This is a genomic window from Photorhabdus namnaonensis, assembly GCF_001684335.1.
GTDB lineage: Bacteria > Pseudomonadota > Gammaproteobacteria > Enterobacterales > Enterobacteriaceae > Photorhabdus > Photorhabdus namnaonensis.
This window is the reverse complement of record NZ_LOIC01000053.1, coordinates 14970-30438: the sequence shown is the minus strand read 5'-3', so window position 1 is coordinate 30438 and position 15469 is coordinate 14970. Positions and strand designations below refer to the sequence as shown.

General features: G+C 43.3%; 13 protein-coding genes. 5 read left to right on the top strand and 8 right to left on the bottom strand.

Going from position 1 to position 15469, the window contains the following annotated elements; translation table 11 throughout:
* The 3 genes from Phpb_RS09425 to Phpb_RS09415 form a co-directional block, all read left to right on the top strand.
* A partial coding sequence (locus Phpb_RS09425; RefSeq protein WP_476742266.1) for a DUF8189 domain-containing protein occupies positions 1-270 on the top strand: 270 nt, incomplete at its 5' end.
* Between the two features lie 677 nt (positions 271-947).
* Positions 948-2063, top strand: a complete 1116-nt coding sequence (locus tag Phpb_RS09420; RefSeq protein WP_065390110.1) for a PLL family lectin — start codon at positions 948-950, stop codon at positions 2061-2063.
* Between the two features lie 657 nt (positions 2064-2720).
* Positions 2721-3851: a PLL family lectin gene (locus tag Phpb_RS09415; protein ID WP_065390109.1), complete on the top strand. Its 1131-nt coding sequence runs from the start codon at positions 2721-2723 to the stop codon at positions 3849-3851.
* 388 nt (positions 3852-4239) lie between these two features.
* On the opposite strand, the gene Phpb_RS09410 is transcribed toward Phpb_RS09415, so the two are convergent.
* Positions 4240-5157, bottom strand: a complete 918-nt coding sequence (locus Phpb_RS09410) for a nucleotidyl transferase AbiEii/AbiGii toxin family protein (RefSeq protein ID WP_065390108.1) — start codon at positions 5155-5157, stop codon at positions 4240-4242.
* Positions 5150-5923 (bottom strand): type IV toxin-antitoxin system AbiEi family antitoxin, encoded by a 774-nt coding sequence (locus tag Phpb_RS09405; protein WP_065390107.1) that lies wholly within the window; start codon positions 5921-5923, stop codon positions 5150-5152. Before Phpb_RS09405 ends, Phpb_RS09410 begins: the two co-directional genes overlap by 8 nt.
* Before the next feature lie 302 nt (positions 5924-6225).
* On the opposite strand from Phpb_RS09405, the gene mutS reads away from it, so the two are divergent.
* Positions 6226-8781: a DNA mismatch repair protein MutS gene (mutS, locus tag Phpb_RS09400; protein ID WP_065390106.1), complete on the top strand. Its 2556-nt coding sequence runs from the start codon at positions 6226-6228 to the stop codon at positions 8779-8781.
* 4 nt (positions 8782-8785) lie between these two features.
* Positions 8786-9547, top strand: a complete 762-nt coding sequence (miaE, locus tag Phpb_RS09395) for a tRNA isopentenyl-2-thiomethyl-A-37 hydroxylase MiaE (protein ID WP_065390105.1) — start codon at positions 8786-8788, stop codon at positions 9545-9547.
* 808 nt (positions 9548-10355) lie between these two features.
* Here miaE and Phpb_RS09385 read toward each other — a convergent pair.
* The 6 genes from Phpb_RS09385 to truD all read right to left on the bottom strand — a co-directional run bounded on the left by Phpb_RS09385 (position 10356) and on the right by truD (position 15467).
* A complete protein-coding gene (locus tag Phpb_RS09385; protein WP_065390103.1) occupies positions 10356-10589 on the bottom strand; it encodes a HigA family addiction module antitoxin in 234 nt (77 codons plus the stop codon).
* 269 nt (positions 10590-10858) lie between these two features.
* Complete coding sequence (rpoS, locus tag Phpb_RS09380) at positions 10859-11857, bottom strand: RNA polymerase sigma factor RpoS (RefSeq protein ID WP_046397300.1); 999 nt, start codon at positions 11855-11857, stop codon at positions 10859-10861.
* A 51-nt stretch (positions 11858-11908) separates the two neighbouring features.
* Positions 11909-12904, bottom strand: coding sequence for a murein hydrolase activator NlpD (gene nlpD, locus Phpb_RS09375; RefSeq protein ID WP_075489436.1), 996 nt, complete (start codon positions 12902-12904; stop codon positions 11909-11911).
* Positions 12905-13055: 151 nt separating this feature from the next.
* On the bottom strand, positions 13056-13682 hold the full coding sequence (locus tag Phpb_RS09370) for a protein-L-isoaspartate(D-aspartate) O-methyltransferase (RefSeq protein WP_036778033.1): 627 nt from the start codon (positions 13680-13682) through the stop codon (positions 13056-13058).
* Entirely contained in the window at positions 13676-14440 is a 765-nt protein-coding gene (gene surE / locus Phpb_RS09365; RefSeq protein ID WP_065390102.1) for a 5'/3'-nucleotidase SurE, read from the bottom strand. The genes Phpb_RS09370 and surE overlap by 7 nt, the downstream gene beginning before the upstream one ends.
* Entirely contained in the window at positions 14418-15467 is a 1050-nt protein-coding gene (gene truD / locus Phpb_RS09360) for a tRNA pseudouridine(13) synthase TruD (protein WP_065390101.1), read from the bottom strand. Before truD ends, surE begins: the two co-directional genes overlap by 23 nt.
* Positions 15468-15469 lie beyond the last annotated feature (2 nt).

Here is a 15469-nt window from a genome sequence, read left to right as displayed (position 1 = left end):
GCCGTATATGCTAACGCCGATGGTCGCCTTGAAGTCTTTGCCCGCGGTACCGATAACGCGCTCTGGCACATCTGGCAAACCGCTCCCAATTCCGGTTGGTCAGGCTGGCAATCTTTAAGGCACACAATTACCAGTGACCCTGCCGTATATGCCAACGCGGATGGTCGCCTTGAAGTCTTTGCCCGCGGTACCGATAACGCGCTCTGGCACATCTGGCAGAAGGTAGCATCCGGTTCATGGTCTAGCTGGGCATCCCTCGGGACACCTTGAGCAACGCTTAAGCAATGAAATAATCTGTCAAGCTCAGCTCCGCACAAGATATACATAACCTTTTGGCCTGATGCATTAGAGAAAATATTCACTGTGCTGTATCGGGCCAGTAATATCTTATTTGCTGGAGTTAGCTCAATTCTCGACATGCAAGCCAGACACTTACTCAAGCTCGAGCCTGTTATTTATGACAAAAATATAATTTCGTCTATCCAATGTAGACTCTTGGTCGAATATACCCAAAAGGCAATTTCAAACAAAGCCTCCATTTTATAGAACATTCATAAACTAGAATCTGCGTTTTTTAATGCTAGTCATCAAACTGTTTGCTTCCGTAAAGATTATCAAATGTTTTTAATGCAATTAAAACAATCATGATAAAAATATATTTTCAAATATAATAAACATGAAACTTTAAAACAGCAAAACAGTTCATTCATAATTTATTATTTTTGAATAACTGTATGTAAAAATATATATAAACACACTAGGTTTTATAATGTAGCATCTCATCCACTTAATACTTCACGGATCATCAATCAGCATCACATAAAACATTAATTATTTCTTTAAAGAATAAAGAGTGAAAGTGAGAATATTAATTCAAAGAATTAAATACCTTGCTTATTAAATGACTATTTAGTGAATCTGAAAAATTATTTCTAACGAGGATATATATGCAAGAAGAACCTATTAATATACCAAAGCCAGATCATGTCGAGTTACTTGCTGCAAATGAGGTAGCAATCGAAAACGCGTCAATCGCGTTATCTGAAATTGTCTCGGTAGTCAACACCACCGACGGTCGGCTTGAGGTTTTCGGCGTGGGGACTGACAATGCCGTGTGGCACAATAGGCAAACAGCGCCACATTCAGGCTCTTCCTGGTCCGGCTGGATCTCACTTAACGGAAACGTAACCAGCAAACCTGTCGTTTATGTCAATACAGATGGTCGATTGGAAGTATTCGCACGTGGCACCGATAACGCTCTCTGGCATATCTGGCAAACCGCCGCCAATGCCGGTTGGTCAAACTGGCAATCTTTAGGGGGTACAATTACCAGTAACCCAGCGGTATATGCCAACACCGATGGCCGACTTGAAGTCTTTGCGCGCGGCACCGATAACGCGCTCTGGCACACCTCACAAACTGCCGCTCATTCCGGCCCGTGGTCAAATTGGCAATCTTTGAATGGCGTGATCACCAGCAACCCCGCGGTTCATATCAACGCCGATGGCCGACTTGAGGTCTTTGCCCGCGGCACCGATAACGCGCTCTGGCACATCTGGCAAACCGCGCCCCATTCCAACCAGTGGTCAAATTGGGATTCACTCAAAGGTGTCATCACTAGCGATCCTGTAGTCATCGACACCGCCGATGGTCGGCTTGAAGTCTTTGTACGCGGCACCAATAACGCTCTCTACCACATCTGGCAAACCGCTCCCCATGCCAGTCTGTGGTCCAACTGGGTCTCGTTGAATGGCGTGATCACTAGCGCCCCTGCGGTGGCGAAGAATGCCGATGGCCGACTTGAAGTTTTTGCGCGCGGCACCAATAACGCTCTCTACCACATCTGGCAAACGGTTTCCCATTCTGGTCCGTGGTCTAACTGGGCTTCGTTAAACGGCACGATCACCAGTGCGCCAACGGCGGTGGAAGACGCCGATGGTCGGCTTGAAGTTTTCGCGCGCGGCACCGATAACGCTCTCTGGAACACCAGACAAGACACATCATCATGGTCCGCTTGGGTATCCCTCAATGGCACCTTAATCGACGCTTCAGCAATCAAATAATCTGGAATGAATCCAGCTTTGCACAAGATGAACGTCACCTTCTGGCCCGATACGCTAAGGAAAATATTCACTGCGCTTCATCGGGCCAGTGGTACCTAATTTACCGGTAAAAATCTAATATTCGACACACCAACCTTGTACAGGTTCGAACTCGCATATTATCGTCGATAACAAGGACATATTTTTGTCTATCTGAAACAGACTCTTAGTCGAATATGCCCGGAAAACAACTTCAAACAGAATAACCTCTTTTAGGTACATGATTAAATCATGTTCTGCGTTTCTTAATAGCCAGATTATGAATTGTGTGCTTTAATAATTATTCAATCAAATATTTTAAAAGAAATTTAAAAAACCATGAGGAAAATATAGTTAAAATAGAAAACGACGGCGACCTCAAAATAAAAAAAACAGTTTATTTAAAAATTATCCCACTGAAATAATTTTGTGTGAAAAACATATAAACATGTAACCAAATAATTCAAGATTACATTTTCCTAACACTTATAAATCAATAATTAACAAAGAAAACGCTCTTTATTTTATTAAAAACAACATAGGAGGTTAGTAAATATATCAATACATAAAGTTGAATATCTCTCCCATTAAGTAATTATTTTTTGAACCAGAGAAACTATTTTTAAAGAGAATATACATATGAAAAAAGAACTCATTAAAATGCCAACGCCAGATAATACCGAAACATATGTCGCCAATGAGATAGCAATCGAGAACTCTGCGATAGCATTATCTGGAATTGTTTCAGTAGCAAACAATGCCGATAGTCGACTTGAAGTTTTCGGTGTAAGCGCTGACAACGCAGTGTGGCACAATTGGCAAACAACACCGCTGCCAAACTCCTCTTGGGCCGGCTGGAGCAAAGTTAATGGAGTAGTGACTAGCAAACCCGCCGTCTGTCGTAATGTAGACGGTCGATTGGAAGTATTCGTGCGTGGCACGGATAATGCTCTCTGGCACAACTGGCAAACCGCTGCCGATACCAATACTTGGTCAAGCTGGCAGCCGCTGTATGGCGGGATCACCAGTAACCCGGTGGTATGTATCAACTCGGACGGTCGACTTGAGGTCTTTGCGCGCGGTGGCGATAACGCTCTCTGGCACATCTGGCAAACCTCCGCCCATACCAACTCGTGGTCAAGCTGGAAATCTCTGGGCGGCACACTCACCAGTAACCCAGCCGCACATGTCAACGCCGATGGCCGGCTTGAGGTCTTTGCGCGCGGTGGCGATAATGCCCTTTGGCACATTTGGCAAACCGCAGCTCACACCGATCAGTGGTCAAATTGGCAGTCACTAAAAGGTATAATCACTAGCGACCCAGTGGTCATCGACAACTGCGATGGTCGGCTCGAAGTCTTCGCTCGCGGTGCCGATAGCACACTCCGGCATATCTCGCAGATCAGCTCTGATTCCGTTTCGTGGTCAAACTGGCAATGTTTGGATGGTGTGATCACTAGCGCCCCGGCGGTGGTGAAGAATCTCTCTGGTCGGCTTGAGGTCTTCGCACGTGGCGCTGATAACACGCTCTGGCGCGCCTGGCAGATTTATCATAACGGTCCGTGGTCTAACTGGAGCTCATTTACAGGCATTATCGCCAGTGCGCCAACAGTAGCGAAGAATTCAGACGGCCGGATTGAGGTGTTTGTGCTTGGCCTTGATAAGGCACTCTGGCACCTCTGGCAAACGACTTCATCAACTACATCACCGTGGACCACTTGGGCTCTCATCGGTGGGATCACCTTGATCGACGCTTCTGTGATCAAATAATTTGGCAGGAACCAGTTTCGCATAAGACAAGCGTAATCTTCTGGCCTGATGCATTAAAGAAAATATTCACTGCGCTGCATCGGGCCAGTGGTACTTAATTTGCTGGAGTTAACCTAATATTCGATACGTAAGCTCAATACGGATTCAAACTCATACATTATTGTTTATGACAAAAATATACTTTTGGTTGAATATACTTGGAAAACAATTCATTTATAATTTCTTATTTTTGAATTTATGTATGTAAAAACTATATTTTAACCACGCATTTATAATTGATTAACTCATCTATTATTACTGTCCCACTCAATTATCATCACCCAATGACAATGGTTTAAAAATAAATATATAGTGATACTTAAAGTGAATGTATATCACGAATTATAAACTAATCCAGCCACTCAGCCAGAGTTTTCTCTAGTTTATCCAACGCCTGAATATGTTTACCTTTTGGCATACAATCGAGATTGTGTAACTTCCATTTTACCGCTGGTAAATGTTGAATTTGGCTTTCTGGGAATAAATGCCAATCCGGCTTGCCACTTTTGAAAGACATCAAAAAGTCAGAATCCTGCAAGGTAAATTGCTCCTTAAGTGCTAAAATCATCAATTCAGGTACGGAATTAAGATCTTCCAACAACACTTTGTTAAATGTCATTCCTCTGAATTCATTCATATAAAGCTCAGAAATATCCTTCCATCGAGGATTAAGCACTTCAGACAACGGTCGAGGATGACTAAGTAAATTGGTAACAAATCCATTAAAGATAGAACGATCCATCCCCTGCGTTTCAAGCAACATTTTGACGTCGAAAAGATCACGTGGATGCTGGCGATCTAACGCTGCACATAGCTTACCACCATAAAGATCAGCAATCGAAACGACCTGAATAGAGGCAAAACCAAATTCATCTTCCACAACTTCAACAACATCACGCCCTTGAGGTGGATACAGAGTACCGCGCGCAACCGGTGAGACTTCGATTTTTATCTGCGCCTCTTGAGAAGTAACAATAATACGCATTTCATTAGGATTATTTGTCTGTAGTGCTGCAAAAACCCCTACTTGTTGTTGGAGTAAAGCGACAATCCTAGTTAATGCCGCTCGAACATTGGGTAACGCTAGCTCCCTGCTTTCCAACGGTATATAAACCAGATCAATATCAACTGACAAACGGGGAAAATCACGTACAAACAAATTAATCGCCGTCCCACCTTTCAACGCAAAACAGCTCTCTGTTGCTACCACAGGCAGTACACTCATCAACAACACAACTTGTCGGTAATATGGAGAATATTTATCCATGAGATAATCCATTGTTCAAATACTGTTCCGGAACCGTAATCTGATACTGCTTATCCAACTTTCCTCCTAACACGACTTGACGCTTCCCTGCCCCTAAGTCAACTTTAGTTTTATCAACACGTTTAGCCCATGTGTGAGCATAATAATCGGTTAAAAAAAGATATAGACGATTAGTTTGGATCGCATGACTGGAATGAAGAAGTATTTCCACTTTACGCGGGCTGAGATTAATCAAACCTTGGAAAAGCTCCGCAGCATGTTCAAAAGAAAACGATACAGGCACAGCATCTAAAACTTCGTAAGCAGCTAATTCAGGCGTGCTGGCTTTTAGCTGGTTTCCTTTGATTTCAACTTCTGTCAGGTATTTCTCATCAAGTAGGGATAACTTTTGGTTAGAAAGCAAAAACCAGTCAATATCAGGAAATTCTTTAAACCATTTAGGCAACGCAGCTTTGTCTTCCACATAGAGCCAGATCTTTTGCTGATTTAACTGTAGATAATGAGAACGGCCTTGGTACGCCAGACTGGTAAGTCCCGCTAAATGAACCGGGATAGAAAGCTGATTTTGCAGACATTGCACAGCATCACTCCACTCAGGCTCACGTCCTGTTCGTACATACACCCCGGCTCGCAATTTTTGCAACCAGTTGCTATTCATATACTTATTCGCCAAAGAGGGGCTGATGCTGTGCTTTGTTAGCCAAGATTGCAACACTAAGGAGCCCGGCGTAGTGTTTTGCAAAAGCCAGTTTAATTTTGATGACATAGATTCACCCTTGGTGTAACAATATTACAAATAGTAAACCACTGGTTGCTGAGGTGTCAATTTTTTGAGCAGTCATCTCATCGATAATATCGTTGTATTAGAAAGCAAAAACCAGTCAACATTGGGAAATTCTTTCAACCACTTCGGCAACGCAGCTTTATCTTCCATACACAGCCAAATTAACCAGACCAAAATTACAACTCAATTTGCGAATTGCTTCCAGATTTTACTTGTGTAAGTTTAAAGCTTGGTGCGATACCATAACGCAAGAATTGATTCACAAACTTAACTAAGACCACTGCATGATTAATACAGAAACCTTCGACACTCACACGCCCATGATGCAGCAATATCTCCGTCTTAAAGCACAGCACCCTGATATTCTGTTGTTTTATAGAATGGGAGATTTCTATGAGCTGTTTTATGACGATGCCAAAAAAGCGGCAAAATTGCTGGATATTTCCCTGACCAAACGAGGTCAATCAGCCGGCAATCCTATCCCTATGGCAGGTGTGCCACATCATGCAGTGGAAAACTATTTAGCTAAACTGGTTCAATTAGGTGAATCAGTCGCTATATGTGAACAAATTGGCGATCCCGCCACCAGCAAAGGCCCGGTTGAACGTAAAGTCGTCCGCATTGTTACCCCCGGCACCGTGACAGATGAAGCACTATTACAGGAACGGCAAGATAACCTGCTGGCGGCTATTTGGCACGATAATCAAGGGTTTGGTTATGCCACACTGGATGTAACATCTGGCCGCTTCCAAATATCTGAAATGGCAGAGCTGGAAACGATAGCCGCTGAATTGCAACGTAGCCGCCCTGTTGAATTGCTCTATCCTGAAAGTTTTGAGCATATGGCTCTAATTGAAAATTTTCATGGCCTGCGCCGTCGCCCTTTATGGGAATTTGAACTGGATACCGCCAAACAGCAATTGAACCTGCAATTTGGTACCCGTGATCTCGTCGGTTTTGGTGTGGCAAAAGCAGCGCTCGCTCTGCGTGCCGCTGGTTGCCTGCTGCAATACGTCAAAGATACTCAACGCACGGCGCTGCCACATATCCGCGGCATTACGATGGAACGTCAGCAAGATACGGTTATTATGGATGCCGCCACTCGCCGTAATCTGGAACTGACACAAAACCTGTCTGGCAGTACAGATAATACGCTCGCATCCGTTCTTGATCTGTGTGTTACCCCAATGGGTAGCCGAATGTTGAAACGCTGGTTGCATGCACCTGTCAGGGACCGCCAGATATTAGAAAATCGTCAACAAGCTATCTCTACCTTGCAAGAAATTGGGCTGGAGTTGCAGCCATTTTTGCTACAGATAGGTGATCTCGAACGTGTGTTAGCACGCTTAGCTCTACGCTCTGCTCGGCCAAGGGATCTTGCAAGAATGCGCCATGCATTCCAGCAATTACCGGATATCCACCAAATTATGGACTCCTCGGATTCCCCCTATATCAAGCAATTGCAGAAAAATATCGGCAGGTTTGATGAATTACAGGAATTACTTGAAAGAGCAATTGTAGAAACCCCTCCGGTATTGGTTCGGGATGGCGGCGTAATCGCACCGGGTTATAACAGTGAACTGGATGAGTGGCGCACACTGGCTGATGGCGCCAGTAACTATCTGGAACAACTGGAAATCCGTGAACGGGAAAAACTGGGTATTGATACTCTGAAAGTCGGCTTTAATGGTGTTCATGGCTACTATATTCAAGTCAGCCGAGGACAGAGCCATCTGGTGCCAATTCATTATGTCCGCCGCCAGACACTGAAAAATGCTGAGCGTTATATCATCCCTGAGCTAAAAGAGTATGAAGATAAGGTTCTGACCTCTAAAGGGAAATCTCTGGCAATAGAGAAAGCGCTTTATGAAGAATTATTCGATCTGTTGCTGCCTCATTTGGCCGAATTACAAACCAGCGCCGAAGCACTGGCTGAACTTGATGTATTGGCAAATCTGGCAGAACGCGCTGAAACCCTGAATTATGTTTGCCCAACATTGAGCGATAAACCGGGAATTCAAATCACCGGTGGTCGTCATCCGGTTGTTGAGCAGGTTCTGAGTGAGCCATTTATCTCAAACCCTCTTTCTTTATCTTCACAGCGGCGTCTGCTGATTATTACCGGTCCAAATATGGGCGGTAAAAGTACCTATATGCGTCAGGCAGCGCTTATTACACTTCTGGCCTATATCGGTAGCTTTGTACCGGCTGAAAAAGCTGTCATCGGCCCGGTTGATCGTATATTTACCCGTGTAGGCGCTTCCGATGATCTGGCATCCGGTCGTTCAACCTTCATGGTCGAAATGACCGAAACCGCCAATATCTTGCACAATGCGACAGAACAAAGTTTGGTATTGATGGATGAGATTGGCAGAGGGACATCAACCTACGATGGCCTTTCTCTGGCATGGGCGTGCGCAGAAAATCTGGCAAACCGCATTAAAGCAATGACGTTGTTCGCCACTCACTATTTTGAGCTGACCACATTGCCGGAAAAACTTGAAGGCGTGGTTAATATTCATCTGGATGCGGTAGAGCATGGCGATACCATCGCATTTATGCACAGCGTACAAGAAGGCGCAGCCAGTAAGAGTTACGGGTTGGCAGTTGCTTCTCTCGCTGGCGTTCCACGCGAAGTGATTAAACGAGCGCGTCAGAAACTTAAAGAGCTGGAATCGCTATCCAACCATGCAACGGCAAGTCATGTCGATACACCGCAACTTGCGCTATTAACAGAAGAGACATCACCGGCGGTTGAAGCATTAGAAAATCTTAATCCAGATTCACTGACTCCGCGTCAAGCATTAGAATGGATTTATCGACTAAAAGATATGGTGTAAGAACGTGTTTGACAAAAGCCTTTTACAACCGATATACCATTTTTTGCAATGTGAAACCCCGGATTTGTGGGTAGATAAAGCAAAGCAGCCTGAAAATTTACCTGTGCTTCTACGGGATCATCTATTATGTGAACTCAAAGCAGCACAGAGCGCTATGTTTTTGATCCGTAAATATGCAGTAGATCAGCGAAGTGAGGATACACTTCTGGCATGGTTTAAACCTTATGAAGATTTTGCTTACAAGAAAATTGGCGATCTCAATTCATTAAGAGGTCAAAACCAAGCGACCAAACAGATTACCGCCAAAGCTAATTCACCCTATAGCCAGGATCTGATTGATAAAATGGTATTGCTGATTAAAGAAGAGTTACATCACTTCTATCAAGTGCTAGAAATCATGGACGCACGCGATATCAGCTATGAAAGCATCACTGCCAGCCGTTATGCTAAAGGCATGCTTAACCATATCACCAACCATGAACCTTGTACATTGGTGGATAAGCTAATTATCGGCGCTTATATTGAGGCGCGTTCTTGTGAACGTTTTGCCAAACTAGCCCCTCATTTGGATGAAGATCTGAGTAAATTTTATATCTCGCTGCTGCGCTCAGAAGCACGTCACTACCAGGACTATCTTTCACTAGCGCAATCTGTTGCTAATGAAGATATTACTGAACGGGTAAACTATTTTGGCCGTGTTGAAGCTGAATTGATTCAAAATCCAGATAGCGATTTTAAATTCCACAGTGGCATTCCTATAATTTGAACTGAATGTAGTATTGATTAAAAAAGGTGAGGTTATACTCACCTTTCAGATCGATGACAAACCTCGTTCAAAATAACGAGGTTTGTTTTTCCTTTTGAAAAATTGTCTGATCCCTTTTTCCCATTAAATCAATTTGATTGACTACAGATGCGCTATTGTGCGCCATAAAAATAACCCGACTTAAATGGTGAGTTTTTTATTAATTTATTCTATTTAATTATATATGATATTTTAATTATTCCTATATGAAATGTAAAATAATTTCATATCGATAAAAATTTATATGATAATAAAATCAAGCCGTTAATTGATAAACAATAGCAGATATTTACTGTCGTGCATTCAATGCACGATATAATATAGGAACTCAGATAGATTTAAGAAACAGTAAAATAGCAGTGGGGAAAAAATATCAACTAAAATAAAAATAATAACACCTGCCACCGATGATATTAATGTTTTTTTGACGTTTTTATCTAAAATAAAAAAATAACTAACTATTACAAATAACAGAAAAAAAACAATGGTATCAATGAGTCGTGATAACAGAAATATCATTCCACATCCTTTGTTGAAAAATTTTTCTTTAAATTATACAGTCAATCTTATTAAAAATAATAGTTTTTTTTAACTATTAAGTTTGCATAGTAATCAAAATAGTGACTTGTGACGCAATTATCAATTATTTTCGATTAAATTTATTGATGCGTTGTTTAGGTTCAAAAAAGGCAACCTCAAGTTAGCCGGTAACTGGTCAAGCTATGTTCACCCGATGAAGGTGAGATACATCGATATGCTGCTTTGCCTGCTATAAATCATAGTCCACTTGCATTCCCATCCAAACTTGAGGTGAACTGCCAATAACGGCAGACAATTTCAGTGCCATTTCTGGCGAAATATCAGACTTGCCAATAACCAAGCGTTGCACAGTTGATGGTGCGACACCCAATGCCTTAGCCAAGCCTCTGGCGCTCAAACTCAAAGCCTCCATAGCTTCTTTAACCAATATTCCGGGATACGGGGGGTTATACATCATAGCCATTAGTGGTAATCCTCATCGTTCACAATGTAGACATCACCATCATACAACTCCCCGAAAAAAGGAATCAGGAAAGAAGTTAAAAAAGGGGCGTTAATCACATCACTGCAATTTAAATATCAGAAATCTTTGATTGAAATTTACTATCATCATCTAAGACAAAATTAGAGGAATCCTACCGGGTACTGAAGAACCTGATAATACCAAGCATCAACAATGCAAAAACAGGGACAACAGCTCTTCAGAACCCAAGTAGCCAAACTATTCAACAATTAAGTACGGAATAACGCTTCAATATTCAAGCCTTGAGTTTGCATAATATCTTTCAGGCGTCGCAAACCTTCGACCTGGATCTGACGCACTCTTTCCCTTGTCAAACCGATCTCTTTGCCCACATCTTCCAACGTTTCAGCTTCATATCCCAAAAGACCAAAACGACGCGCTAATACTTCACGTTGCTTCGAATTCAACTCAAACAGCCATTTGACGATACTCTTTTTCATATCGTCTTCCTGTGTTGTTCCCTCCGGCCCAGTTTCATTCTCATCCGATAAAACATCCAATAACGCTTTATCAGAATCACTGCTAATAGGGGTATCAACCGAAATGATGCGTTCATTCAATCGCAACATTCGGCTTACATCATCAACCGGTTTATCCAGTTGTTCTGCTATCTCTTCCGGGCTAGGTTCATGATCCAATTTATGGGCAAGTTCTCTTGCTGTACGCAAGTAGACGTTGAGCTCTTTAACAATATGGATTGGCAACCGAATAGTACGGGTTTGATTCATAATCGCCCGCTCAATGGTTTGCCGAATCCACCATGTTGCATAGGTAGAAAATCTGAACCCGCGCTCCGGGTCAAATTTTTCAACAGCACGGATAAGGCCAAGATTACCTTCTTCAATCAAATCAAGAAGAGCTAAGCCTCTATTACTGTAACGACGAGAAATTTTAACAACCAATCGCAAGTTACTTTCAATCATTCTCTGGCGGGCCAAAACATCACCACGTAATGCCCGCCTTGCGAAAAAAACCTCTTCTTCCGCCGTCAGTAAAGGAGAAAAACCAATCTCGCCGAGATAAAGTTGTGTTGCATCAAGAACCCGCTGGTTCATGCCCTGCAATACATCTAAATCATTCTCAAAATCAGTTAGATCATCCTCATCGTTCTTCAATAATTTCTCATCGAAGTCGTCAGCTTCAATACCACTTTCATCTAAATCCGCATCATCATACAACTCGTTAACTTTCAGCGTATTTTGGCTCATAAGCTGCCCCTACCCATGATAATGCAGGCAGAATTCAGCATTCTGCCCAGTTTATCGCTGCGGAAGATAACGCAGCGGGTTTACGGATTTTCCCTTGTAACGAATTTCAAAGTGTAATCTTACAGAACTGGTACCCGTGCTACCCATAGTGGCGATTTTTTGCCCCGCCTTGATGTCTTGTTGCTCACGAACCAGCATCGTATCGTTATGAGCATAGGCACTCAGGTAGTCATCGTTATGTTTTATAATTATCAGATTTCCATATCCACGTAAGGCGTTTCCGGCGTAGACAACTCGACCACCCGCTGTCGCAAATACTGACTGGCCCCTGCCGCCTGCGATATCAATCCCTTTGTTACCCCCTTGGGTATCAGAGAAACTTTCAATCATTTTACCTTCAGCCGGCCACATCCAACTGCTAACAACACTGTTTCCACTGCTCGCGGTTGTCGTCGGTGATTCTAAATACGTATTGTTTACTGTTGACGTAGTTGCCCTTGGCAACATTTTTACACTCTTTTGTATCCCGGAATTTGCAGGATACGCATTAGTTGATTGAGAATCAACCAGGGCCGTTTGCATTTGATTATGGTTATGAGTGGTTAACATCCCGCTATTACTGGTCCTCAAAGTCTGCCCCACCGTCAGACTGTAAGGTTCTGAAATATTATTTTTGCTCGCAAGATCACGAAAATCATTACCTGTAATCCAAGCGATATAAAACAGAGTATCACCATGTTTGACTGTATAAGCGCTGCTGTTATAGCTGCCCTTAGGAATACTGTCATAATCACGGTTATAAACAATTCTCCCCGGCGAATCGCTATCAGTCGCACTCATTGATGAAGGTGAAGATGGCATCGGCGTAGATATAGCAGAATTGCCAGAATATATTACCGGATGGCTGCTCCCTCTGCTTTGTTTTTGATCAATACTGGTGATAGGCGCAGGACGAGTTGGCGTATTTGTACAACCGACTAACCAAACTCCCATCAATAAACACGTTACAATCCGCTGTATTTTCTTCATTGGGCTTCCCGAATTCATATTTCCTTCCCCCATAACGGCAAAGATAAGCGTAAAAATTAATAATTTCTAAAGGCTATACATAACCGCAAAAATCCCAAAACGAAAGGAATTTCGCTTATTAAAGCAAATATAACCATTAATTGAAAAATAGTTGCAACAGACCATGAACTTAAGCCAGTTCCCCTTGCACAAGGGGCACAAAGCGTACAGCTTCTATCACTTCACTATGAAAACCATTGCCATGACGTTTCACGGATTTAAGAATTTGTGTACGCTCACCTACCGGTAAAACCATAACTCCACCATCCGTAAGCTGAAGCATCAATTCTTGTGGGATATAAGGAGGCGCTGCGGTCACAATAATAGCATCAAATAACCCACGCGACGGCCATCCTTGCCAACCATCCCCATGACGGGTTGAAACATTATGCAAATCAAGTTGTTTCAACCGCCGTTTAGCCTGCCACTGTAAGCCCTTGATTCGTTCTACCGAGAAAACATGTTTGACCAAATGCGCTAATATTGCCGTCTGATAACCAGAGCCGGTACCAATTTCTAAAACCTTAGCATCGGGTGTTAACTGAAGCAATTCAGTCATACGGGCGACAATATAAGGCTGAGAAATCGTTTGCCCATGACCAATAGGCAAAGCTGTATTTTCATACGCTTTATGTGCCAGTGCTTCATCGACAAAACGTTCCCTCGGCACGGCGGAAATAGCCGCCAGTAAACGTTCATCTTTTATTCCCTGCTGGCGTAATTGTGTCAGCAAATTTTTCATTGCCCGACTCAGCATTCCCCATCAACCTCAGCTTTAGCTAACCAATCTCTTACTAACGCCTGCGCTTTATATGCAGTCAGATCTACCTGTAATGGCGTAATAGATACGTATCCCTGTTCCACCGCCGCAAAATCTGTTTCAGGACCAACATCATGTTTCTCTCCCGGCGGCCCCAACCAGTAAAGCATGTTGCCTTTAGGATCTTGCATAGAATAAACTTCTTCCGCGGCATGACGGCTACCACAACGTGTTACCCGAAAACCTTTAATTTGCTCAAGCGGCAGATCAGGAACATTCACATTCAGAATATTACCCGCTCTCAAAGGCGTTGTTTGTAGCATTTGTAGTAAACGACATGTAATTTCTGCCGCTGTTTGATAATGCAATTTGCCATCAAGTGAAATAGCCAATGCCGGCAACCCCAAGTGGCGACCTTCCATCGCAGCAGCAACCGTACCGGAATAAATCACATCATCCCCAAGATTAGGGCCACGATTAATACCAGAAACAACAATTTCAGGGCGCGGAAGAACCAGACGATTAACACCGAGATAGACACAATCCGTTGGTGTGCCATCCAACACTGAGATATCACCATTCTCCAACGTCTTAACACTTAATGAACGATCAAGGGTCAATGCATTAGATGCGCCACTCCGATTACGATCAGGCGCAACCACCTGCACATGATAATTTTTCCGCAACGCATCTGCTAAAGCCTGAATCCCTGGAGCGGTTACGCCGTCATCATTACTCAACAATATTCGCAACATTATTTTGATCCTGATTGATAATTTCCCTGACCACACTGGTAGCAAAACTGCCAGCGGGTAACCAGAAACTGATTTTCACCGTGTCATGATCTTGCCATTGCCAACTCAGATTCTGAGGCTGCACCAGAATCGCCCTACGGGAACCCTCCACCCTTTCACGCTTGATAAGTTCCCACAATGATTCATAGGGCTGTAAATATTGCCGTTCAAAATCCGCAGCTTGGTGCTGTGTTCCCAATTCACCATCACCAGGCAACGGTGCCGTTATTTGTAACTCTCCATCGCTCACCCGCTGTTGCAATAAAGGCAATTCCGTTTCATCAGCAACAAACCAACTACCACGCCCTGTTAATTGTAAGGCGTCCCCCTTCATCACCTGTTGCTGTTGTTTCAGAATAATCCGCGCACTGGCTACCGCATTAAACATAGCACTACGACTGGCTGACAGATAGAAACTGCGTTTATTTCTCTCTTTTACTCGGATTTCATTATTTGCCCAACGCTGCGCTTGAATCAGATTCTGCCCATCCCGACCAAAACGCTGTTCACCAAAATAGTTAGGCACGCCTGTTTGCTGAATCAGCCGTAGTCTGTTTTCAACAAATTGGCGATGACTGATTTCCCGCAAAATCAACGTAAATGAATTTCCTTTCAATGCGCCAATGCGCAGTTTACGTTTCTGACGGGCTGTCGTCAGAACTTCACATCCTTCAAGCTGAAACGAGGCAAAATCAGGTTCCTGCTTGCCCGGTAAGTGCAAACAAAACCACTGCTCTGTCACTGCGTTACGGTCTTTTAAGCCAGCATAACTGACCGATCTAGACGGTATACCAGCGAAACGAGCGAGGTTATCTGCAACAAATTGGGTATTACAACCCGTTTTACGGATGTGCGCCATTAAGTGCTCGCCTTCCCCATCAGGAGAAAATCCCAAATCTTCACAGACAATAAAATCTTCCGGCGAGGCTTTTAGTATCCCCGTCGCTTCTGGTTGCCCATACAGCCAATTTAATTCAGCCAATACCATCA

Coding starts and splice junctions, on each gene's coding strand:
- Phpb_RS09370 (WP_036778033.1), bottom strand. CDS start 13,682: ATGCTGAGTCGGGCAATGAAAAATTTGCTGACACAATTACGCCAGCAG.
- truD (WP_065390101.1), bottom strand. CDS start 15,467: ATGGTATTGGCTGAATTAAATTGGCTGTATGGGCAACCAGAAGCGACG.
- mutS (WP_065390106.1), top strand. CDS start 6,226: ATGATTAATACAGAAACCTTCGACACTCACACGCCCATGATGCAGCAA.
- Phpb_RS09385 (WP_065390103.1), bottom strand. CDS start 10,589: ATGGCTATGATGTATAACCCCCCGTATCCCGGAATATTGGTTAAAGAA.
- rpoS (WP_046397300.1), bottom strand. CDS start 11,857: ATGAGCCAAAATACGCTGAAAGTTAACGAGTTGTATGATGATGCGGAT.
- Phpb_RS09405 (WP_065390107.1), bottom strand. CDS start 5,923: ATGTCATCAAAATTAAACTGGCTTTTGCAAAACACTACGCCGGGCTCC.
- Phpb_RS09420 (WP_065390110.1), top strand. CDS start 948: ATGCAAGAAGAACCTATTAATATACCAAAGCCAGATCATGTCGAGTTA.
- surE (WP_065390102.1), bottom strand. CDS start 14,440: ATGTTGCGAATATTGTTGAGTAATGATGACGGCGTAACCGCTCCAGGG.
- Phpb_RS09415 (WP_065390109.1), top strand. CDS start 2,721: ATGAAAAAAGAACTCATTAAAATGCCAACGCCAGATAATACCGAAACA.
- nlpD (WP_075489436.1), bottom strand. CDS start 12,904: ATGAATTCGGGAAGCCCAATGAAGAAAATACAGCGGATTGTAACGTGT.
- Phpb_RS09410 (WP_065390108.1), bottom strand. CDS start 5,157: ATGGATAAATATTCTCCATATTACCGACAAGTTGTGTTGTTGATGAGT.